A 21,900-nucleotide genomic window follows, 5' to 3' on the forward strand; every position below is an offset into this window, starting at 1 on the left:
TGTTACTATATTATTAATTTTATTTCAAAATATTTCTTACATTAGCAATAAAGTGCAGAGAACCCGTAACAAAGTAACATACCTCATTATCCTGAACTTGAATCTCCTCTATTACCTTCTTCCAGTCGTGATTAGTCCGAACATCTGGATGATTTATTTCTGTTTGAAGTTCTTCCACAGAAGCAGCTCTAGGATGTTGAAATGTTGTTATAGTTATAGACGAAAAATGATTACTTAAATGATCAAGCATATACTTAAGATCCTTATCTCTAAAGGCTGCAAAAATCAGATGCTTTTCTTTGTTTTTGTATATTGACGTCATCGTCTTTGTAAAAGCTCGCACACTTGCAGGGTTGTGAGCCCCATCCAATATAACAACTGGATTTGTTTGGAGCAGCTCAAACCTGCCTGGTATTTGCGTTTCATAGAGCCCATTAAGGCTTTTTTCTGCATTTAAAGAAAATCCGTTAGACTCCAAAAGTTTTAGTGCCATAAGTGCCAAAGACGCATTCTTCACTTGGTGTTCACCTTTTGTCTGGATTGATACTTTATGTTTTTGCTGTTGACCTTGTCTCAAAATCCATTGAAATGCTTGATGGGTTGACTCTTCATGGAGAATGGAGTAATTAAATGTTTTAGTTAGTTGATATAATGGGGCATGCTTCAATGAAGCCTCCTTCAGTATAACGGACTCAGCATCATCTGACATTTCCCCAATTACTACCGGTCTATTTTCTTTAACTATTCCTGCTTTGTGAAAAGCAATTGATTCAAGCGATTCACCTAAAAATGCAATATGATCTTGTTCCACATTTGTTATAATGGACAAAATGGGTTCAAAACAATTAGTGGTATCATCTCTCCCACCCATTCCTGTTTCAATTAATGCAATATCAACATTTTTTTTAAAATACAGAAAAGCTGCTGCTGTCATAATTTCAAATTCTGTTGGATGGTTATTTTCAGCATCCAGCTGTTGAACAAATGGATAAACCTCATTAATTAGTTCTGTGAACACCATTTCACTAATCTTGTCATTACTTTTGAAAATATGACCAGTTAGTCCATTAAGACTTGGTGAAGTAAAGACTCCAGTGTATATTCCATTAGAAATTAATGCATTGTTAATATACTGTACAGTTGAGCCTTTTCCATTTGTCCCAGCAACATGAATTGCTTTGACCTTTTCCTGTGGGTTGCCGAGTAACTCCAACAGTTTATGTATTCGGTCTAATCCAGGTTTCATCCCATATTGGTTTCTGCTTTGAAAAAACTTTTCTACCTGCTGAAAGTGTTCAAACATTATGTATACACCGCTTTTCTTTATTATCCTAATCAATAAAATTAGTATATCAATAATAATAACCCATGAGAAAGGAAATCATGAATTGAACTTACACGGATGGATAATTTATAACGGATACTTACCTGGCAACAAATTTCTCGATTTCGCTGAATGGCTTCAAGATGCTGCATTCAAACAGAATATTTATACAGATATATATAAAAATAATGAACTGTTAACATTTTTATCGACTGATTCACTCGATTTGATTAGAGAAAATAAAGAGAGTCTTCCTAATTTCGTGATCTTCACAGATAAGGACATCTATCTAGCAAAGCAACTCGAATTATTGGGGGTCCGGGTATTCAACAGTGCTGAATCGATTGAGAAAAGTGACGACAAAATTGCTACATATCAAACATTAGCTGCTAAACATTTACCCATACCCAAAACAATTGTTGCGCCAAAAGCTTTTGTGAAGTCAGAATACTTCAATCCTAAAGACTTTCGAGATTCAATCAACTCTTTGGGTTTTCCAGTGATTATTAAAGAGGCGTTCGGTTCATTTGGTGAACAAGTTTACTTAGTTCACTCAATGGAAGAGGCATTTGAAAAACTTTTTGAGCTTCACGGAATACCGTTTATGCTCCAGGAATTTATTTCTTCAAGTCACGGAAAAGATATACGCCTGCAAGTAGTTGGTGATGAAGTAGTTGCAGCAATGACAAGGCATTCATCTAATGACTTTCGGGCAAATATAACCGCTGGAGGAACAATGAAAAAATATCAACCGTCCCATGAAGAAAAGGAAACTGCAGTAGCTGCAACAAGAGCTATCGGTGCTGATTTTGCTGGTGTAGACTTATTATTTGGTCCTGATAATAAGCCTGTTATTTGTGAAATAAACTCTAATGCCCATATACGTAATATGTATGATTGTACTGGAATCAATGTTGCTGAATTTATGATTGGTTATATAATAAACACGTTAAGGATTGAGGATTCAAAATGAACCTAACTGGCTGGCTAATCTATAGTGAACAAGATTCTAAACAAAATAAAGAATATATTAAATGGTTTATTGATGAGGCAGCAATGCAAGGAATAACACTTAAATTGATACTGCGGGAGGAATTAACAATTGGTGTATTCCAAAATAAACAAACAGTCGTTTGTAATAATCAGAAAGTCCAATTGCCGGATTTTGCAGTAGTTCGAACAATTGAACCATTACTAAACAAAGTACTCGAATCGATGGGAATCAATGTTTTTAACTCCTCCCGCATTTCGACTATATGTAATAATAAAGCATTAACACATTACCATATGGCCAAATTAAATATCCCAATGGTTGATACAATTTTTATGGAGAGAAAAAACTGCTTACAACTGCCAATCATACCATTTCCATTTGTTGTTAAGGCGGTAAATGGCAGAGGTGGCAACCAAGTACATCTGATCGAGGATGAGCAGCAATGGGAGAGGTGTATAGCTGACGATATTTCTGCACATGGACTAATTATTCAATCAACTAAAAATGTCCAGCTAGGTAAAGATGTGCGGGTGTTTGTTGTCGGCAAACAAATTGTTGGAGCTGTTCTGCGGGAAAGTAACAGTGACAGTGATTTTAGGTCAAATTTTAAATTAGGTGGATCTGCTACATGGTATTCATTAAATTGGCATGAGATAACTTTACTAAATAAGATACTTGATTCCTTTGATTTTGGAATGGTTGGAATTGATTTCTTAATTGATATGAATGGTAAACTCCTTTTAAATGAAATTGAAGATGTTGTAGGCTCCAGAACGCTCAGCTCTGTCTCTGATATAAACATACTAAATAATTATATAACCCATATTAAAGAGAGCGGAAATTCATGATTTCCGCTCCACTTATTTATCAATTTAACTCATTCAATCGTGCTTTGACTTTTGCTTGTTTCTCCAAATAGTCTTGTTCTTTTTGTTTTTCCTCATCTACAACAGCTTGTGGAGCTTTATTCACAAATCCTTCATTCGAAAGTTTTTTCTGAACCCTTTCTACTTCTTTCGTCCACTTATCAAGTTCCTTTTCCAATCGTTTAATTTCTTTATCAAAGTCAATCAACCCTTCCAGTGGAAGGAACAGCTCTGCGCCTGTTACAACTGCTGACATTGCTTTTTCCGGAACATCAACCTTTGTACTGATTGTTAATTCACTTGGATTACAAAAACGTTCCAAATAATTACGGTTATTTTCCAGTTCTGAAACAGTTGCTTCATCCTCAGTCTGGATTAACAATTTAATTTGCTTGGACATTGGTGTATCAACTTCTGCCCGGATGTTACGAACGGACTTAATAATTGAAACGAGTCTTTTCATTTCTTTTGATGCTATTTCATTATGAAATTCCGGAATCGCTTCTGGCCATGCAGCAACTGTAATTGACGCTCCCTGATGTGGAAGCTGCTGCCAGATTTCCTCTGTAATAAATGGCATATACGGATGAAGCATGCGCATCGTCTGATCTAGCACATATGCAAGAACAGATTGCGTCATTCGTTTTTCACTCTCGTCATCACCATACAGCGGCAGTTTAGCCATTTCAATATACCAATCACAAAGCTCATCCCAAATGAAATTGTATAAATGACGCCCTGCTTCACCAAACTCGTATTTATTTGTATTTTTGGTTACTTGTTCAATCGTTTCATTCAGTCGAGTTAGTATCCATTTGTCTGCTAGTGACTTTTCACCGCTTAAATCAATATCTTCATAAGTGAAACCTTCCATATTCATAAGCGAAAATCGTGATGCATTCCATACCTTGTTTGCAAAATTCCATGTAGCCTCAACTTTTTCCCAGTGGAAACGTAAATCCTGGCCAGGTGTTGAACCTGTCAACAGAAAATAACGCAGTGAATCTGCTCCATACCTTTCAATAACATCCATTGGATCTACGCCATTACCAAGTGATTTACTCATTTTGCGCCCATCAGCATCACGAATCAAACCATGAATCAGCACATCTTTAAATGGTCTTTGATCTGTAAATTCTTTCGATTGAAATATCATCCGTGCAACCCAGAAAAAGATAATATCGTAACCGGTCACTAAAACATCTGTCGGAAAGTGACGTTTAAAATCTTCAGCATCCAAATCAGGCCAGCCCATTGTTGAGAACGGCCATAATGCTGAGGAGAACCATGTATCAAGAACATCATTGTCCTGCTCCCAATTTTCGATATCTGTAGGTGCCTCTTTTCCTACATAAGGTTCATTTGTTTCCTTATGGTACCATGCAGGAATTCGGTGCCCCCACCATAATTGTCTCGAAATACACCAATCACGAATATTCTCCATCCAGTGCAGATAGGTGCGTTCAAATCGGTCTGGAACGAAATTAACTTTTTCATCTCGTTGCTGAAGTTCAATAGCTTCATCCGCCAAAGGCTGCATATTTACAAACCATTGTGTTGATAAATATGGTTCAACAACGGCCCCACTGCGTTCTGAATGCCCTACTTGGTGTACACGTTCCTCGATATTGAACAGAACACCCTGATCCTGCAAGTCTTTAACAATTTGTTTCCGGCACTCAAAACGGTCTAGTCCTTCATATTTAGCAGCGTTTTCATTCATCGATCCATCTTCATGCATAACCAACACTCGTTCCAAATTATGACGATTTCCAATTTCAAAATCATTTGGATCATGTGCAGGCGTAATTTTAACTGCTCCTGAGCCCAATTCCATGTCAACATATTCATCAGCTACTATTTTTATTTCACGGCCAACTATTGGCAATACAACAGTCCTACCGATTAAATGACTGTATCGATCGTCACTTGGATGCACGGCTATTGCTGTATCCCCAAGCATTGTTTCTGGTCGAGTTGTTGCAATTTCAATCGTTTCATCACTCTCTTTAATTGGATACCGCATATGATAAAATTTTCCTTGAACTTCTTCATAGATAACTTCAATATCAGAAAGTGCTGTTTTGGTATTTGGATCCCAATTGATAATATATTCGCCACGATAGATAAGATTTTTTTTATATAACGATACAAATACTTCACGTACTGCGTCTGATAAGCCATCATCCATTGTAAAACGCTCGCGTGAATAATCAAGTCCCAAGCCTAATTTTTCCCATTGGGCACGAATAAAATCAGCATATTCCTCTTTCCAATCCCAAACAGTGTCAAGAAACTTTTCACGCCCTAAATCATAGCGATTCTTACCCTGTTCTTTCAATTTAGCCTCAACCTTGGCCTGTGTTGCAATACCTGCATGGTCCATTCCTGGAAGCCATAGTACATCATAGCCCTGCATCCGCTTCATTCTTGAAATTGTATCCTGCATTGTCGTATCCCATGCATGACCTAAATGTAGCTTACCAGTTACGTTAGGCGGTGGAATAACTATCGTATATGGTTCCTTGTCTTCATCCCCAGTTGCTTCAAAGAACTTACCATCCACCCAAAAACGATACCGGTCTTTTTCAATTTCCTGTGGATTGTACTTCGATGACATCGTTGTTTTACTCTCTTCACTCATCATTAAATCCTCCCTTTTTTGGCAGATAAGAAAGTATAACTACTTTCTTACTGCATAAGTCCAACTAAGGCAATTCGCCGAAAGGCTTGGCGAATGCCATGTTTTCTAATTTAGTGAAATAAAACAAAAAAATCCTCTCCATCCAATAAAGGACGAAAAGGATATATTCCGTGGTACCACCTTCGTTCACAAGCAGTTATACTTGTGCACTTGATTCATTGATAACGGCTAATAACCGGCTCTCTTCTACTGTATTATTTCAAAGGAGCTGTATCAAGGGTGACCTTCCAAAATAATTATTCCTGGGAATTTTCCACCAAACATTCCCTCTCTTTTAGGTAATTATCTCGTACTCTTCCCTATCATCACATTTACATATTAATATTAATTTTATCGGTTACTGAAAATAAAATCAACTATTATTATATGAATTGCACAAAACAACACTATATATACATACTATATTAAAAAAACACATATGAGGTGATAAGAGTGGCGAGATATTACCGATACAAACTTCCTCCATGGGCGAGAAATAGTATTATTGTTATTGAACGAGTAACTTTACCGATTCTAATATTTCAATTAATCCGGACAATGTTATTTCCAACTTCATTTGACGTATTTCTACTTGGCATATTAGTTGGGATATTTATCGCATTTTATCTGGAATGGATTTAATTTTCTTTATTATTATCTTTAACAGATTTTTCTTTTTCAACAAACTCGAACCACTTCAAACCAAACAACAGCTGACGGGAAGTAAACTGCAGGTCCTTTACTTGATTAATCATCGTATCGTTCGATGGATTGTCAATATAATCTTGGATTTTCTTTATGTAGGGGTATGGGTTCAATAAATAAATCGCGAGTAAATAAAGTTCGCTTTTTTTCAGTTTATTATGGTTGGTATAAGCTGAAAATGAATCAGTTAATTGTGACGATGATTGATCATAGTTGCGCACAAGTTGTTTTAGTAAAATAGACAAATCCATAATAGCATTATCATAAGTTGCTTTTTCCCAATTTAGTATGTACGTATCATTGTGATGAAGTATATGTTCTAAATTTAAATTTCCATGACATAGGCTATAATTCCACTCTTTATCATTTTGTATTTGACTTATAAATAGGTCAATGCAATTATTTAGCACCGTGAGAACGTTGTCCATAATTCGAAATTGCGTACAAACTAGTAATTCAAATGGAGACATAAATCTATTTTTTTCAAACAACTCAACAAAGTACAACTCTTTTTTATATAATTCTGCAGAGTTCTTCTGGTAATCGGTGAATGTGCTGATTAAAGTGTCAGTCTGAACAAACTGTGTTCGCTTTGTCTTAACATGTATTTCACCAATTGCATTATATAAATTTCTAATTACTTGCTGCTGATCAAGTTTATTAGATGATAACCAAGGTGTTAGATAATAGTACGATTGATTATTTATTGCGTATAATTTTGATTGCTTTGTTAAATAGACAGGCAATATACTTTGGATGTTTTGTGAATATGCTTGGTGATAAATATATTCCCAAAACGCCAAATTACTTTCAGTTAGATTACTTTGCTTTAACGCATATAAATGCTTACCATCACTAATACGAAATAGCCGTTCCGATACCTGTTCAATTTTATATGGATGGATCCCGTATTGTTCAGCTATTTTATGAATTACTTCATTCACACTACATTTCACCACCCTTTCAAATATATACCCCTTACTTTACGAAGCAAGGGGTATTAGCTGTTAATTTTTCTTAAAAGGAATGTACAATAATTGACCTTCTTCAAGACTATCATCACTTAGATTATTTTGTTTCACTAATTGAAGTGCTGGTATCTGATAACGTTTAGCAATTGATTCTACTGTATCTGTATTCTGGACAATACACAACCGCATCTTAGCATATCGATCATCATCATCACTTCTGAACATATCTGCTAAATAACTAACATCTTTGGTTTCACCTGATCGACTTTCATAGTTTTCTTCCATATAGTCAGATTCGGTGTAGTTTAATGTTGAGGATTCATGTGAACTTTCTTCTTCAGGAGAACTTTCCACAGGTTCCTTCTTGAAAAATTCCGCAAGTGATTGTGATTTCTTACTTTTCCAGCGTTCTTTTTCTGGTGATACACTATCTTCTACTTCCGGAGATAATGTAGGCGCATTCTCCGGTGTAAACTGGCTGTCTGGTTCAGTAGCTTCATTTTCTGCTTTAATATCAAACTCAAACGTTTCCTCTTCCCGAGGTGGTAAGAATTCATTATTTGTTTCTGTTACTTTTTCAGGTGCACCCTCGGTTTGATCGCTAATCCCATGTATTTCAATTCTAGAGCTTAATTTAAGTTGACTCTGGTTTGGTATTTCATAATCAAAGGATTCAATGTTCACCGTCACATCGTTTAGATCTGCAACACGATATGTTGGCACAGAAATTTCAACTGGGAAACGGTGAGTAAACTCTGACTGGCCGTTATCCAGTTCTACCACTTTTTCAACATACCGTCTAGAATGGTAATCATCAAAATCTAATGTATCTTCATCCTCTACGTTTGAAAAAACTTCCTTTTGATATGAACCTTGAAGTTCAATTACTCCTCGAATCGAAATAAAATCGTTAAATGGCTGGATAGAAATTTCCGGGTCCAATGAAATTCCCAGCATTTCTGCAACTTCCTGTCCTTCTTCAAAATAAAGCGATTCATTTAAATCAAAGCTGAATACTTCCCGATTATTTGACAAATGACTTCCTCCCTTCAACACATATTCCATATGCTTATATGTCTTATTCAACTATATGAAATATAAACAGAGGATATGCTTATACCTATTAGAAAACTTGCTTATCGTTAAATGATACTTTTTAGAAAGTGAAATTTACTTTCTCATAGCCTCCATATACTTTGGAGTACAATCCTATGTTACTTATGCAATAAGAAAGTATTTATTAAGTTCTAAGAAAGAGGTCGAGACAAAAGTATTTAAGTCAAAGTAAAATCCGAACTATGATTCAAAAATTCTTAAAATAGAATTCGAATTAGTCCGGACTTATTTTTTCTAATTAGATATAAACTGTGAAGTACTTTTTAAAAAGTTTGAGTGCTATTATGCCGCTCCGGAAATACACTTCGCAAACCTTAGGACGGCTGATGAGCCTCCTTGATCCTGCGTCGCTGCGTAGTTCTCATCTAGGCACCAGCTCCCACAGGTGTCTACGTGTATTTCCTCCGCTGTGTTTGCTCACTTATTCATAAATAAATGCATGTTGTGATGATATAAACAAGTATCGTTTTTGCTTTCCAATCATAAGACTTACCTGACTTTCGCCAACCAACATGGAAGATGATTCAAGTGAATGTAATCTCATATAAAAGAAGATCGACGATACCGCCACTTTGCACGGAAACGTCGACCCACCAGTGATGTGCAGCGCAATACCTGCATCGAAAGACAGGAGCTTGTGCTGTTGAACTTTTTACTTTTCTATTTTTGAAAATGCATTACGGACCGCTTTTAATGTCTTATTGATATCGTCGTCTGTATGGGCAGTTGATAGAAATAATCCTTCAAACTGTGACGGTGGCAAAAAGATGCCTTCGTCAATCATTGAACGATAATACTGTGCAAAATAGTCGAGATTGGAGTTTTGAGCTGTTTCAAAATTAAATACTGGCTCGTACGTAAAGAAAAAGCCTACCATTGATCCAGCGCGATTAATTTGAAGTGGGATCTTATAATCAATTGCTGCTTGTTTATAACCTTCAATCAATTTGTCCACTTTTTTATTTATTTCGTCATAGGATGATTGGTCTAAAGCACTCAGCGTTTCATAGCCAGCTGTCATAGCAAGTGGGTTACCAGATAATGTGCCGGCCTGATAAATCGAACCTGCAGGCGCTACACTTTCCATGATTTCACGCTTGCCTCCATATGCCCCGACAGGCAATCCGCCGCCAATCACTTTACCTAAGCATGTTAAATCAGGTGTCACACCAAAATATCCTTGTGCACAGTTATAGCCGACACGGAATCCTGTCATGACCTCATCAAAGATTAGGAGAGAGCCATTTTCTTCGGTAACTCTCCTTAAATCCTGTAAAAAGTTTTCCTGTGGTGGTACAACACCCATATTACCTGAAACAGGTTCAACAATAACAGCGGCAATTTCATCACCGTACGTTTCAAAAGCGTAACGCACACTTTCTACATCATTATAGGGTACTGTAATTGTATTTTGAGCAATAGATTCGGGAACACCAGGACTATCTGGCAATCCAAGTGTAGCAACTCCTGATCCAGCTTTGATTAGAAGAGAATCACCATGACCATGGTAATTTCCTTCGAATTTCAAGATTTTATCTCTTCCTGTATATCCTCTGGCAATTCGCAAAGCACTCATAGTAGCTTCTGTTCCTGAATTTACCATTCGTACCATTTCGATTGACGGTACACGGTCAATTACCAATTGAGCTAGTTTGTTTTCTATTATAGTTGGTGCACCAAAACTTGTGCCTTTTTCTGTAGTCTCTTTTAATTTGGAAACCACTCGTTCATCAGCATGTCCCAAAATTAGCGGACCCCAGCTCAATACATAATCAATATACTCGTTTTGATCGATATCCGTTATTTTAGAACCTTTTCCTTGTTCCATAAATATCGGTGACATACCAACTGATTTGAACGCCCGAACAGGTGAATTTACTCCACCTGGCATTAGGTCCACTGCTTCTTTATATGCATTTACCGAATTATCAAAGTTACCCACAATTAATCACCTCATTTTTAAATTTTATTCATTTAACCATTTTGCTACGTCTTTTGCGAAATAGGATATAATCAAATCTGCTCCTGCTCGTTTCATTGCCGTCATCTTTTCAAGCACCAATTCTCTTTCATCAACCCAGCCATTCCTAGCTGCTGCTTTAACCATTGCATACTCACCACTAACATTATAGGCAACAACCGGTGTATTAACAGTATTTTTAACATCTCGAACAATGTCCAGGTACGATAATGCTGGCTTAACAATTAAGAAGTCTGCACCTTCTTCTACATCTGACTCTGCTTCACGTAATGCTTCAAGCCGATTTGCCGGATCCATCTGATAAGATTTGCGATCTCCAAATTGCGGAGTACTATCAGCAGCATCACGGAACGGACCATAAAATGCAGACGAATATTTAACTGCATAAGACATAATAGGAATATTTGTGTATCCAGCCTCATCAAGTGCCTGACGGATAGCGATCACAAAGCCATCCATCATGTTAGATGGGGCTATTATATCAGCACCTGCTTCTGCCTGTGATACTGCTGTTTTAGCTAAAAGTTTTAGTGATTCATCATTATCAACATCCTGGTTATGAATAACACCACAATGTCCGTGAGATGTGTATTCACACAAGCATGTATCAGCAACTACAAGCATTTCTGGAACTTCCTTTTTTATACGACGAGTTGCCTCCTGTACAATACCAGTTTCAATAAATGCTCCGGTGCCTTGCTCGTCTTTATCATTAGGAACACCAAAAATCATAACTGCATTTATCCCAAGAGAAATCAATTCTTCCATCTCATCTTTTACATAATCAAGAGAAATTTGGAACACACCAGGCATAGATGATACTTCGTTTTTTATTTTTTCCCCTTCGACAATAAAGAGCGGATAAATAAAATCATCCATTTTTAAATGATTCTCACGTACCAACGACCGCATTGCAGGTGAAGAACGTAACCGACGATGCCGTTTAAAATTCAAATCTTTTACCATCAAAACCTATCCCTTCCTAGCTATATAATCAATAATTTGCTCGAGCATTCCATCTATCGTGAATTGCTCAGGTGTTAAAGTGTTTGTTATCCCTAATTCCAATGCACGCTTCTTGGTAGTGGTTCCTATGCAAACAAATACTTGGTTCTTACGTATTTGACCGTTGCTCATTTCACTAAAAGCCTCTACTGCAGAGGGACTAGTAAATGTTATGAAATCAAGTTTATTCTGATTTAACAATTGATTTAATTCTTCTTCTACGCGAAAGTTATACATTGTTTCATATACCTCTAAAACGTCAAAGCAAATTTCATGTTTAGTAAGCCACTCAGGCAGAACTTCTCTGGATTTGTTACCTCGTACAATCAACAGAGGCTCATCTACTACAGTGTATTTCTCAGTAAACTCAGTTGCCATTGCATCAGCATTATAGATCGATGGAATAAAATCTGCCTTGTATCCGTATGCTTCCAAAGTTTGTGCGGTCTTATGGCCAACAGTCGCAAATTTAATTTTGTCCAATACATTACTCATCCATTTATATTGTTTAGCAAATTGAAAAAAGCAGACTACACCATTAGAACTAGTGAAAAAAATCCATTTATAATGATGTATGTTTTCTAGCAGTTGCTTATTTTCAAGCTTATCCTTACATGAAATTTTCAAAAGGGGTATTTCAATTGGTTTTCCGCCATGCTGTTTAACTTTTTCGGAAAATTCCTTAGCTTGATTTTCCTCACGGGTAATTAAAATTCTTTTTTCATGTAAAGGTACTGACATTAGTCGTCAAGCTCCTCTTTCACTTGATCGACAATTTCCTTTGCACCTTGATTTATCAATTTTTCGGCTGCTTCTTTACCAACTGCTACTGGATCAGTTCCACGTACAACTTCTTTCAATATTGTCTTGCCGTCAGGTGTTCCAACCAATGCAGTTAAGACCATTTCATCTCCTTGTAAATAAGCATAACCTCCGATTGGAATTTGACAGCCACCTTCCAGTAGATGCAGAAATGTTCTTTCAGCAGTAACCGTTTTTGTTGTATATTCATCATTAATTTTATCTAATAATTCTCTTAGTTCATCATCATCTTCACGGCATTCAATTGCTAAAGCACCTTGTCCAACTGCAGGCACACACACTTCAGGCTCTAAATATTCAGTGATAAGTTCTTCACTTAAACCAACACGTTTTAGTCCTGAAACTGCAAGAATAATAGCATCATAATCTTCTTCATCCAATTTACGGATTCGTGTTTCAATATTTCCTCGTATCCATTTAACTTCAACGTCAGGTCGTTCGGCAAGAACTTGTGCAGATCTGCGTAAACTGCTGGTTCCTACAATAGCACCTTCGGGTAAATCTTTTAATGCAACATTGTCTCTTGCTATATAGGCATCACGATGGTCTTCTCTTTCTGGCACGGAAGTAATCGTAAGTCCATCAGGCATCTGTGAAGGCATGTCTTTCATACTATGTACAGCCAGATCGATTTCTTTATCATACATAGCTTGCTCTATTTCTTTAACAAAAAGACCTTTTCCACCGACTTTTGACAATGTCACATCAAGTATTCGATCACCTTTTGTTACAATCTTCTTTACTTCAAATTCATTTTTAATCCCAGCTTTTTTTAACTGGTCTATCACCCATTCAGTCTGGGTTAATGCTAGATTACTTTTCCTAGATCCAACAACAATTTTTCGCATTTTAACGCCCTCCTAAAATATAACGATTAGAAATGAAAATTCGATAATATATTAAACAAAAAGAAATTAATTAATAAGATTAGAAATGCAGCTGTGTTATAAATTGATATAGTTTTTCCTTGATATCCTTTTACGAGACGTAACACTAAATAAATAACATAAACAACTAAAACCAGTATGGAACCAATCGTTTTCAAATCAAACCAATAAAATTCGGCATTCGATACATATGCCCACACAACACCAAGAATAATCGCAATTGTTAAAAGTGGAACTCCTAGTGTTACTGCTTTAAAGGAATAAGAATCCAGCCGATTCAAATCTCCAAATCTCCACATCCACCGCAATCCTTTCTTTTCTTTTAAAAACCGATACTGCGTGATATACATAATAGAAAGAAGAAAAGAGATGGTAAAGAACCCATATGAGACTATAGCAAGTGTTACATGTGCAATCAGTATTTCATTTACGAGCTGAATTCCTCTACCCTGCAAATGTTCCTGCGCACTTGTTGAAATGTATAACAGTAATATAAAAAAACCTAATAAATTGGTGAAGAATAAAATAAAATGAATTTGAAAAAGTTTATTTATAATTAGTGAAAAAGAAACGAGAACCCATGCATAAAAGTATAATCCGTCATACAATGTGAACACTGGAAAACTTTTTTCGATAAAAACTTGATTGAATAAAAAAGCGGTTTGAATAATCCAAACCATACTAAGTAACCAGAAGGCTATTCTGTTTGCCCTCCGGTTATGTTGTATAAAATCAATAAAGTACCCAATCAAACTAAGTCCGTAAATAATAAGGATGATTTCATAAAGCCATTTCATTTCGAACATATTGGAAATCCTTTCATCTTACTGTGGTGATGTTCTTTCTAATACAGGAAAGGATACTTCTTCATTTTGTTTTATTTTTGTTGAACTTTCATTTTTTTTTGTTTGTTTCGATAGTTCCTTTTGAACTTCCTCTTCAATTCCGAATATATTTACAAAAAGTTCCAAAGACTCGTCTCTATTTTTATCAGCTGCCAATTCTTTTGCCTGAGTTACAGGTTCTTTTAGGAGCTGATTAATAATACTTTTTGTATGCTTGTTAAGCACCTTTTTCTCTCTTGCGGTTAAATCGGGCATTTTCCGTTCAATACTTTTCATTGTTTCTGCTTGAATGGACAACGCCTTTTGACGAAGCGCAGAAATTACTGGAACAACCCCAAGTGTTTGCAGCCACTCTTTGAAAGAAATGATTTCAGCTTCAAGCATAATTTCTATAGTCTCTGCGGCTTTTTCTCTAGCAGCTAAGTTTTTATCAACTATCCCCTGTAAATCATCTATGTCATATAAAAACACACTATTTAATTCACCAATCCCAGGATCCAAATCTCTTGGAACGGCAATATCCACTAAGAATAGTGGTCTGCCTTTACGTTTCTTTTGGATTGGTTCAATAATTTCTTTTGTCAATACAACAGAATCTGAGCCTGTTGAACTGATTAAGATATCAGCATCATTAATAAGGTCATTTAAACGGTCTGTATGAGCTGCCTTGGCCTGAAACTTTTCAGCTAATAGTTCAGCTTTTTCATAGGTTCGGTTTACTACAGTAATCTTTGTCGCACCAGATCCATGAAGGTTTTTTGCTGCTAGTTCACCCATTTTTCCAGCGCCTAATATAACTACATGCTTCTGTTCTAAATCGCCAAATATTTTCTTGGCCAATTCAACAGCTGCATAGCTAACAGACACCGCATGCTCTCCAATTGCTGTATCTTTGTGGGCCCGTTTAGCAAATGTAATTACCTGTTTAAATAATTCATTAAATACGGTTCCAGTAGTATGCATATTTTGAGCAGTTGAGAAGGCTTGTTTAATCTGCCCAAGTATTTGTGTTTCACCTAAAACCATGGAGTCAAGACCTGCAGAAACACGTAATAGATGTTCAATTGCACCATCACTTTCCGATATTCGCAAGTAAGAAGTAAATTCTTCCTTATCTACCTGAAACCAATCAGCAAGGAATTGTTTGATATAGTAGCGTCCTGTATGAAGCTGGTCAACAACCGCATATATTTCTGTACGATTACAAGTGGAAACAATTACATTTTCCAAAATACTTTTTTGCTCTTTTAAAAGAAGCATGGCCTGATCGATATTATCTTCAGAAAAGGTTAATCTTTCCCTAGTTTCGACAGGGGTTGATTTGTAATTAAATCCAACTTTAAGTATGTGCACGATAACTACCCCCAAAAGCTTAAAACATTTCTCATTTATTACAATTATAACATAGGCAATTCCTCACATTTTTGATAAATGTGAACAGAATTTGAAACTATATGTTAGGATAATCGTATATTGATATATAACTCATAACTCGTCTGTACTCTACCATACGAGTACATTAGAAGCAAGAATTTCGCCTATTTAATCGAATCGTGGAAGAGGTGTTCTATAATGAAACGACAAAATTCGTTCGCAGCTTATATATTAATTGGAATTGGAGTTTACTTTCTGCTAAGAGAACTTAGAATTCCCATCATAACTGATTTCTACTCATGGCCAACATTTCTTATTATAATTGGACTCGCATTACTTATACATAGTTACACATCTAAAGATTATCAGCATTTATTCAGTGGAACAATTGTCTTGGGGCTGGGTATCCACTTTCACGGAATAGAACACTACGCATTCTGGATAGATCATTGGGCTGTATATCCAATGATTGTTGGCATTGCTTTTATAGTTCGATCCCTCAGAACTAAAAAGGGCTTCCTAATCGGTCTAATAATAACCGGCATATCCATACTCTTTATGTTTTCGGTGAAATTACCCCCAACACTTAATTGGATATATGATGTCACAGCATTTCTTGAGAAGTTCTGGCCAGTAATATTAATTGCCATAGGTATTTATTGGTTGAAAAAGAAAAAATAATCTCCTTGGTGGAAGATTATTTTTTCATTACTTATAAAATCGAACTCAGAAATGCTTGTGTCCTCTCTTCTTTTGGGTTATCAAATAACTCATTTGGCGGACCATATTCTACAATCTTACCATCATGCATATAGAATACCCAATCACCAACTTCACGCGCAAAACCCATTTCGTGTGTAACAACGACCATAGTCATTCCTTCATCAGCTAGCTCCTTAATTGTCGATAACACTTCACCAACTAATTCTGGATCGAGTGCTGATGTTGGTTCATCAAACAGCATAACATCTGGTTTCATTGCCAATGCTCGTGCTATTGCAACACGCTGTTTTTGGCCACCTGATAGTGTTGACGGGTATACATTATATTTGTCCCCTAACCCAACTTTATCCAACATTTCTTTTCCTTCCTTTATGGCTTGCTCCTTTTTCATTCCTTTCACTTGAGTTGGTGCCTCAATAACATTTCCAATTACTGTCTTATGAGGGAAAAGGTTGAAATGCTGAAATACCATACCAACTCGTTCGCGCACTTTATTCAAATTATGTGTACTCTCTTCTATTTGTTCTCCTTCAATTGTTATTATTCCGCTATTTTTCATTTCTAAAAAGTTTAGACAGCGTAACAGTGTACTTTTCCCTGACCCACTTGCGCCAATTAATACTACAACATCACTTTCTTTAACAGTTAAATCTATATCCCTTAGAACATGTAATTTCCCAAAAGATTTATTTAACTTCTCAACTCTAATCATTTCTTGTTTTTCACTCATATTATTCCTCCTGCTTAATCACTTTGAGCCAGTTTTTTCTCTAGCATATTCACTAGCAATGTTAGAATCAGTACAATGAATAAATAATATATTGCTACAGTTAGATAATACGGAAGATAATCAAAGTTATTCGACCCCATCGTACTGGCAACCCCAAATAATTCCTGCATACCAATAAATGAGACGAGTGAGGAATCTTTTATACCAATTATAAATTGATTACCAAGTGATGGTACAGCACGACGAAAAGCCTGAGGTAATATTATTCTTCGCATTGTCAGTCCACTAGTCATTCCTAGAGTTCGTCCAGCTTCTCTTTGCCCTTTATCTATGGATTGTATAGCACCGCGGATAATTTCAGCAATATATGCGCCACTATGAAAGGCAAGTCCTGCTGCACCAGCCCAAAACATTGGGATCAGGAAGATTTCTGCCAGACCATAATATAGAACGAAGATTTGTACAATAAGTGGTGTCCCCCGAACAACCCAAATATACGCATCAGCTATCCATTGCAGAACCTTTATATTTGAAATTTTAAGTATTGCAAAAAATAAACCAATTACAAATGCAATCAGTAATGAAGCTGCTGATAATTCAAATGTAAGCCAAAGCCCCTTTAAAAATAAATCATAACTACCTGTAAAAACTTCAAAAAAATGCGTAATTGCTGACAAATAATTCAACTCCTTTGTAAGGCACAAATGTGCGCAAAATTATGCGCACATCTGCATTCTATTATTCACTTAAACTATCTGGTTCCTGTGTAATATCAGCTCCAATATACTCTTTAGATAATTCTGCAAGTTTTCCGCTCTCTTTCAATTCTTTTAATGCCTTATTGATATCTTCAAGTAATTTATCATTATCTTTCGCAACACCTACCGCTTGTTCACTTACACCTAATTGTTCCTTTGCCTCTATTTCTAATCCATTTTCAATTGCTGTACTTCCTGTAATCGCATCAGTGATTACTGCGTCGTGATGTCCTTTAGCTAATGACTGAAGGGCTACAACATCACTGTCAACTTGCGGAATATTATCAGTATATTCCTGAGCCATTTCAACGTAAGTAGAACCTCTGGAAACGGAAATTTCCTTTCCATCAAGGTCATCACTTGACTGTATATCACTGTCAAGTCTAGTATAAATTACTGGACCAGAGTAATAATACGCTTCTGAAAAATCAACCTCTTTCAACCGGTCTTCGGTAATCGTATGACTTGCAACTGCAATATCGTGACGTCCTTGTTTAACACCTGTAACAATACCAGCAAATTTTGATTTGTTCGGTACTGCTTCCAGCCCTAATTTTTCAGCAATTGCATTAGCAACTGCAACGTCATAACCAGTCATCTCTCCACCTTCCATATAACTGAAAGGCTTAAATTCACCTGATGAAGCGAAATTTAGTTTTCCTTCTTCAATCAAGTTATATCCACTGCCTTCATCAGAAGAAGAATCACCACCATCAGCTCCATCATCCCCTCCGCCACATGCAGCTAAAAGCATAATTATTAAGGCGAAAAATACTGTAATTTTCAGTTTTTTCATAAACTAAACATCCTTCCATCTCTATTTTAATGCACACTAATCAACCCGCATCAATATTAGCAGCATACTGATAGATAAATTATATCAACATTGTGATAAATGAACGAATGGCAAAAAGCTTCATATAGACAACCATTTTAACATTTAAATTACTATAGGGTTTATATCTCTTTCATACTTATGTATACGGTTTAATCCTTTTATATCCTCTTTCATTCTTTGAAATTTTCTGAAAATACGAAACCTTAAAATCGTTAGCATTAGTGGCACAAGTGTAAAAATACTTTCTTACAGCTAAAAAAACTCTTTCCTACTCACTGAAGGAAAGAGTTTTCTTATTACTGCTGTTTAATAGTTCAAATGTTAATATAGCTTCTTATAGCACTCCATGATTCGTCTTTTCCTTGACCTGTTTCCGTTGAAAAAGGAATAACAACATCTTCGGGATCCACTTGTAACGTTTGCTTTGTCCGTTTCAAATGTTTAGCATGTTTTCCTTTAGGAACTTTATCCAGTTTGGTTGCAATCACAATAATTGGTAAATCAAAGTGCTTTAAAAAAGCATACATCTGTATGTCGTCCTTGGTTGGTTCGTGACGAATATCTGTAATTAGTAATACAGCCTTTAGCGTATCTCTTGTTTCGAAATATTCTTCCATCATACTTCCCCATTTTTTTCTTTCCTTTTTGGAGACTTTAGCATATCCATATCCAGGCACATCAACAAAGTAGAATGCCTCATTTATTTTGTAGAAATTCAATGTTTGTGTTTTTCCGGGTTTAGATGAAGTACGGGCTAAATTTTTCCTATGGATAAGCTTATTGATAAATGATGACTTTCCAACATTTGAGCGACCAGCAAGTGCAACTTCAGGAAGCTGGTCGTTTGGATATTGTTTTTGACTAACTGCACTAATTACAATTTCTGCATTAGTTACTTTCATTTTTCTCCTCCACAAGTGCATGTTTTAATACTTGATCTAGGTGGTTCACCTTAATAAATGTAAGACCACTTCGTACACTTTCTGGGATATCCTCTATATCCTTTTCGTTCTCTTCAGGAATTATAATAGTTGTTATCCCTGCTCTATGCGCACTTAAGGATTTTTCCTTTAAACCACCTATTGGTAAAACGCGACCACGCAGCGTGATTTCTCCGGTCATTCCAACTTCTTTTCTAACTGCACGACCTGTCAATGCGGAAACAAGGGCTGTTGCCATTGTAATACCAGCAGAAGGACCATCTTTTGGCGTCGCACCTTCAGGCACATGAATATGAATATCATATGTTTCATAAAAATCAGGATTGATACTTAACTCTTTTGCGCGTGACCGAATATAACTGAAGGCAGCTTGTGCTGATTCTTGCATAACATCACCAAGTTTGCCTGTAAGTGTAAGCTTTCCCTTACCTGGATAATGGGAAACCTCAATTGACAGAGTATCCCCACCAGCTGCTGTATATGCAAGCCCTGTAGCAGCTCCAATTTGATTTTCCTGTTCCATTACACCATAACGGAAAATAGGTTTTCCAAGTAACTCCTCAATGCTTTTCTCCGTTACAACTACTCGTTTTTTCTCTTTAGAAATAATAATTTTTGCTGCTTTTCGACATAGAGTTGCCAGCTGACGTTCCAATCCTCGTACACCTGCTTCTCGGGTATACGTACGGATTAGTTTCAACAAGGCATCATCCCGAATCTGCAAATTATTCTTAGTCAGACCGTTTTCCTTAAGTTGCTTTGATAACAAGTGTTCTTTAGCAATATGTAACTTTTCAACTTCAGTATATCCAGAAATAGAAATAAGCTCCATACGGTCCAATAATGGCCCCGGGATATTATTAACATAGTTGGCAGTCGCAACAAAAAGTACATTCGATAAGTCGTATGTTTCTTCAATAAAATGATCACTGAAATTACTATTTTGTTCTGGGTCCAACACTTCCAGCATTGCTGCAGATGGATCTCCACGAAAATCATTAGACATTTTATCAATTTCGTCTAATAAAAATACAGGATTGACTGTTTTAGCTTTTTTCATTCCCTGAATAATTCTTCCTGGCATAGCACCAATATAGGTACGTCGATGACCACGAATCTCAGCATCATCTCTAATGCCACCTAATGAAGCACGAACAAAATTTCGATTTATCGATCTTGCAATGGATTTAGCTAATGAGGTTTTCCCTACCCCTGGTGGACCAACAAGGCAAAGAATTGGTCCTTTAATCGACTGAGTTAGTTTTTGTACAGCTAAATATTCAAGAATTCGTTCTTTTACCTTTTCCAATCCATAATGATCTCTATCTAATATTTTCTGGGCATTATCAATCTCAATTGTATCTTTGGTTTTTTCCGTCCAAGGTAAGGCTATGAGCCATTCTACATAATTTCGGATAACTGAACTTTCAGCAGAACTTTGTGGTACTTTTTCGAATCGATCCAGTTCCTTCATAGCAACCTCAACGATGCGTTCAGGCATGTCTGATTCCTCAACTTTTTCTCTTAACTTTCCTACTTCACCAGACTTGCCATCTTTTTCACCAAGTTCCTTCTGTATCGCCTTCATTTGCTCACGCAAATAATATTCCTTTTGTGTTTTTTCCATAGATGTTTTAACACGCTGTCCGATTTTCTTTTCTAAATCAAGTACCTTTTTTTCATTTGTAATTAACCTTATTAGTTGCTGCAGTCGTTCTTTTACATTTACAGTTTCTAATAATTCCTGTTTATCTTTAATTTTTAAGGATAAATGTGATGTAATAATGTCAGCGAACCTGCTAGGTTCATCAATATCTGAAACTGTTTCTAATGTTTCTTTTGTGATTTTTTGTGAGACTTTTATGTATTGTTCAAATTGCCCTAATAACGAACGCATAAGAGCTTCTTCTTCGTTCTTTTCATCATGTTGTTCTTCAATCTCTTTGATTTCAACATTAAATTCTTCATTTTCCTCGTTAAATTGAATAATTTCTCCGCGACGAAGCCCCTCTACTAGCACACGCATTGTTCCATTCGGTAATTTCAACATTTGATTTACTTTTGCTATTGTACCAATTCTATATATGTCTTTTGGCTCTGGATCGTCCAAACTCACCTTTTTCTGAGCAGCCAAAAAGATGGTTTGATCACCCATCATTGCTTTTTCTAATGCTGTAACGGATTTATCACGTCCAACATCTAAATGTAATACCATTGATGGAAAAACAAGCAATCCGCGTAATGGCAGGAGGGGAAGCTGAATTGTATCTTTTGTCATAGTTTGTACCTCCGTAATATGTACTGAAATAAATATGTACTATTGTTTATTATTGCTTA

19 protein-coding genes and 1 other annotated feature are annotated in these 21,900 nt (G+C 36.2%); of the genes, 4 read left to right on the top strand and 15 right to left on the bottom strand.

Annotated elements, in window-relative coordinates; all coding sequences use genetic code 11:
- Positions 1–19: 19 nt before the first annotated feature.
- Positions 20–1,303, bottom strand: coding sequence for a bifunctional folylpolyglutamate synthase/dihydrofolate synthase (locus J2Z82_RS02915; protein WP_209479297.1), 1,284 nt, complete (start codon positions 1,301–1,303; stop codon positions 20–22).
- Positions 1,304–1,388: 85 nt separating this feature from the next.
- Between J2Z82_RS02915 and J2Z82_RS02920 the strand changes: the two genes are divergently transcribed.
- Both J2Z82_RS02920 and J2Z82_RS02925 read left to right on the top strand, forming a co-directional pair.
- A complete protein-coding gene (locus J2Z82_RS02920; protein ID WP_209479298.1) occupies positions 1,389–2,297 on the top strand; it encodes an ATP-grasp domain-containing protein in 909 nt (302 codons plus the stop codon).
- Positions 2,294–3,166 carry an ATP-grasp domain-containing protein gene (locus J2Z82_RS02925; RefSeq protein ID WP_209479299.1) on the top strand — a complete coding sequence of 291 codons (873 nt, stop codon included), beginning with the start codon at positions 2,294–2,296 and terminating at the stop codon, positions 3,164–3,166. Before J2Z82_RS02920 ends, J2Z82_RS02925 begins: the two co-directional genes overlap by 4 nt.
- Before the next feature lie 19 nt (positions 3,167–3,185).
- Here J2Z82_RS02925 and J2Z82_RS02930 read toward each other — a convergent pair whose 3' ends face one another.
- Positions 3,186–5,828: a valine--tRNA ligase gene (locus tag J2Z82_RS02930; RefSeq protein WP_209479300.1), complete on the bottom strand. Its 2,643-nt coding sequence runs from the start codon at positions 5,826–5,828 to the stop codon at positions 3,186–3,188.
- A 145-nt stretch (positions 5,829–5,973) separates the two neighbouring features.
- Positions 5,974–6,203: a binding site (T-box leader), on the bottom strand.
- A 117-nt stretch (positions 6,204–6,320) separates the two neighbouring features.
- On the opposite strand from J2Z82_RS02930, the gene J2Z82_RS02935 reads away from it, so the two are divergent.
- Positions 6,321–6,509, top strand: coding sequence for a hypothetical protein (locus J2Z82_RS02935; RefSeq protein WP_092492421.1), 189 nt, complete (start codon positions 6,321–6,323; stop codon positions 6,507–6,509).
- Here the strand turns inward: J2Z82_RS02935 and J2Z82_RS02940 are convergent.
- From J2Z82_RS02940 to hemA, 8 genes are all read right to left on the bottom strand, one after another.
- Positions 6,506–7,516 carry a phosphotransferase gene (locus J2Z82_RS02940; RefSeq protein ID WP_209479301.1) on the bottom strand — a complete coding sequence of 337 codons (1,011 nt, stop codon included), beginning with the start codon at positions 7,514–7,516 and terminating at the stop codon, positions 6,506–6,508. The two genes, J2Z82_RS02935 and J2Z82_RS02940, sit on opposite strands and share 4 nt — an antisense overlap.
- Positions 7,517–7,579: 63 nt before the next feature.
- The gene (gene spoVID, locus J2Z82_RS02945) at positions 7,580–8,578 is read right to left on the bottom strand and encodes a stage VI sporulation protein D (RefSeq protein WP_209479302.1); all 999 of its coding nucleotides are present in this window, start codon (positions 8,576–8,578) and stop codon (positions 7,580–7,582) included.
- Between the two features lie 733 nt (positions 8,579–9,311).
- Entirely contained in the window at positions 9,312–10,601 is a 1,290-nt protein-coding gene (gene hemL / locus J2Z82_RS02950) for a glutamate-1-semialdehyde 2,1-aminomutase (RefSeq protein ID WP_209479303.1), read from the bottom strand.
- A gap of 24 nt (positions 10,602–10,625) precedes the next feature.
- Positions 10,626–11,606, bottom strand: coding sequence for a porphobilinogen synthase (gene hemB / locus J2Z82_RS02955; protein WP_209479461.1), 981 nt, complete (start codon positions 11,604–11,606; stop codon positions 10,626–10,628).
- 6 nt (positions 11,607–11,612) lie between these two features.
- Positions 11,613–12,386 (bottom strand): uroporphyrinogen-III synthase, encoded by a 774-nt coding sequence (locus J2Z82_RS02960; protein WP_209479304.1) that lies wholly within the window; start codon positions 12,384–12,386, stop codon positions 11,613–11,615.
- Entirely contained in the window at positions 12,386–13,315 is a 930-nt protein-coding gene (gene hemC / locus J2Z82_RS02965; protein WP_209479305.1) for a hydroxymethylbilane synthase, read from the bottom strand. Before hemC ends, J2Z82_RS02960 begins: the two co-directional genes overlap by 1 nt.
- A 26-nt stretch (positions 13,316–13,341) precedes the next feature.
- Positions 13,342–14,160, bottom strand: coding sequence for a cytochrome C assembly family protein (locus J2Z82_RS02970; RefSeq protein ID WP_209479306.1), 819 nt, complete (start codon positions 14,158–14,160; stop codon positions 13,342–13,344).
- A gap of 18 nt (positions 14,161–14,178) precedes the next feature.
- A complete protein-coding gene (hemA, locus tag J2Z82_RS02975) occupies positions 14,179–15,552 on the bottom strand; it encodes a glutamyl-tRNA reductase (RefSeq protein ID WP_209479307.1) in 1,374 nt (457 codons plus the stop codon).
- 219 nt (positions 15,553–15,771) lie between these two features.
- On the opposite strand from hemA, the gene J2Z82_RS02980 reads away from it, so the two are divergent.
- Positions 15,772–16,254 (top strand): LiaI-LiaF-like domain-containing protein, encoded by a 483-nt coding sequence (locus tag J2Z82_RS02980; RefSeq protein ID WP_209479308.1) that lies wholly within the window; start codon positions 15,772–15,774, stop codon positions 16,252–16,254.
- Positions 16,255–16,285: 31 nt separating this feature from the next.
- Here J2Z82_RS02980 and J2Z82_RS02985 read toward each other — a convergent pair whose 3' ends face one another.
- The 5 genes from J2Z82_RS02985 to lon all read right to left on the bottom strand — a co-directional run bounded on the left by J2Z82_RS02985 (position 16,286) and on the right by lon (position 21,841).
- A complete protein-coding gene (locus J2Z82_RS02985) occupies positions 16,286–17,026 on the bottom strand; it encodes an amino acid ABC transporter ATP-binding protein (protein WP_280922965.1) in 741 nt (246 codons plus the stop codon).
- Positions 17,027–17,040: 14 nt separating this feature from the next.
- Entirely contained in the window at positions 17,041–17,703 is a 663-nt protein-coding gene (locus tag J2Z82_RS02990; protein ID WP_209479309.1) for an amino acid ABC transporter permease, read from the bottom strand.
- 61 nt (positions 17,704–17,764) lie between these two features.
- Complete coding sequence (locus tag J2Z82_RS02995) at positions 17,765–18,580, bottom strand: transporter substrate-binding domain-containing protein (RefSeq protein ID WP_209479310.1); 816 nt, start codon at positions 18,578–18,580, stop codon at positions 17,765–17,767.
- A 356-nt stretch (positions 18,581–18,936) separates the two neighbouring features.
- Positions 18,937–19,524, bottom strand: a complete 588-nt coding sequence (gene yihA / locus J2Z82_RS03000; protein WP_209479311.1) for a ribosome biogenesis GTP-binding protein YihA/YsxC — start codon at positions 19,522–19,524, stop codon at positions 18,937–18,939.
- A complete protein-coding gene (gene lon, locus J2Z82_RS03005) occupies positions 19,511–21,841 on the bottom strand; it encodes an endopeptidase La (protein ID WP_209479312.1) in 2,331 nt (776 codons plus the stop codon). The genes yihA and lon overlap by 14 nt, the downstream gene beginning before the upstream one ends.
- Positions 21,842–21,900: the final 59 nt, after the last annotated feature.

Source organism: Virgibacillus litoralis (assembly GCF_017873675.1).
Classification (GTDB): domain Bacteria; phylum Bacillota; class Bacilli; order Bacillales; family Amphibacillaceae; genus Lentibacillus; species Lentibacillus litoralis.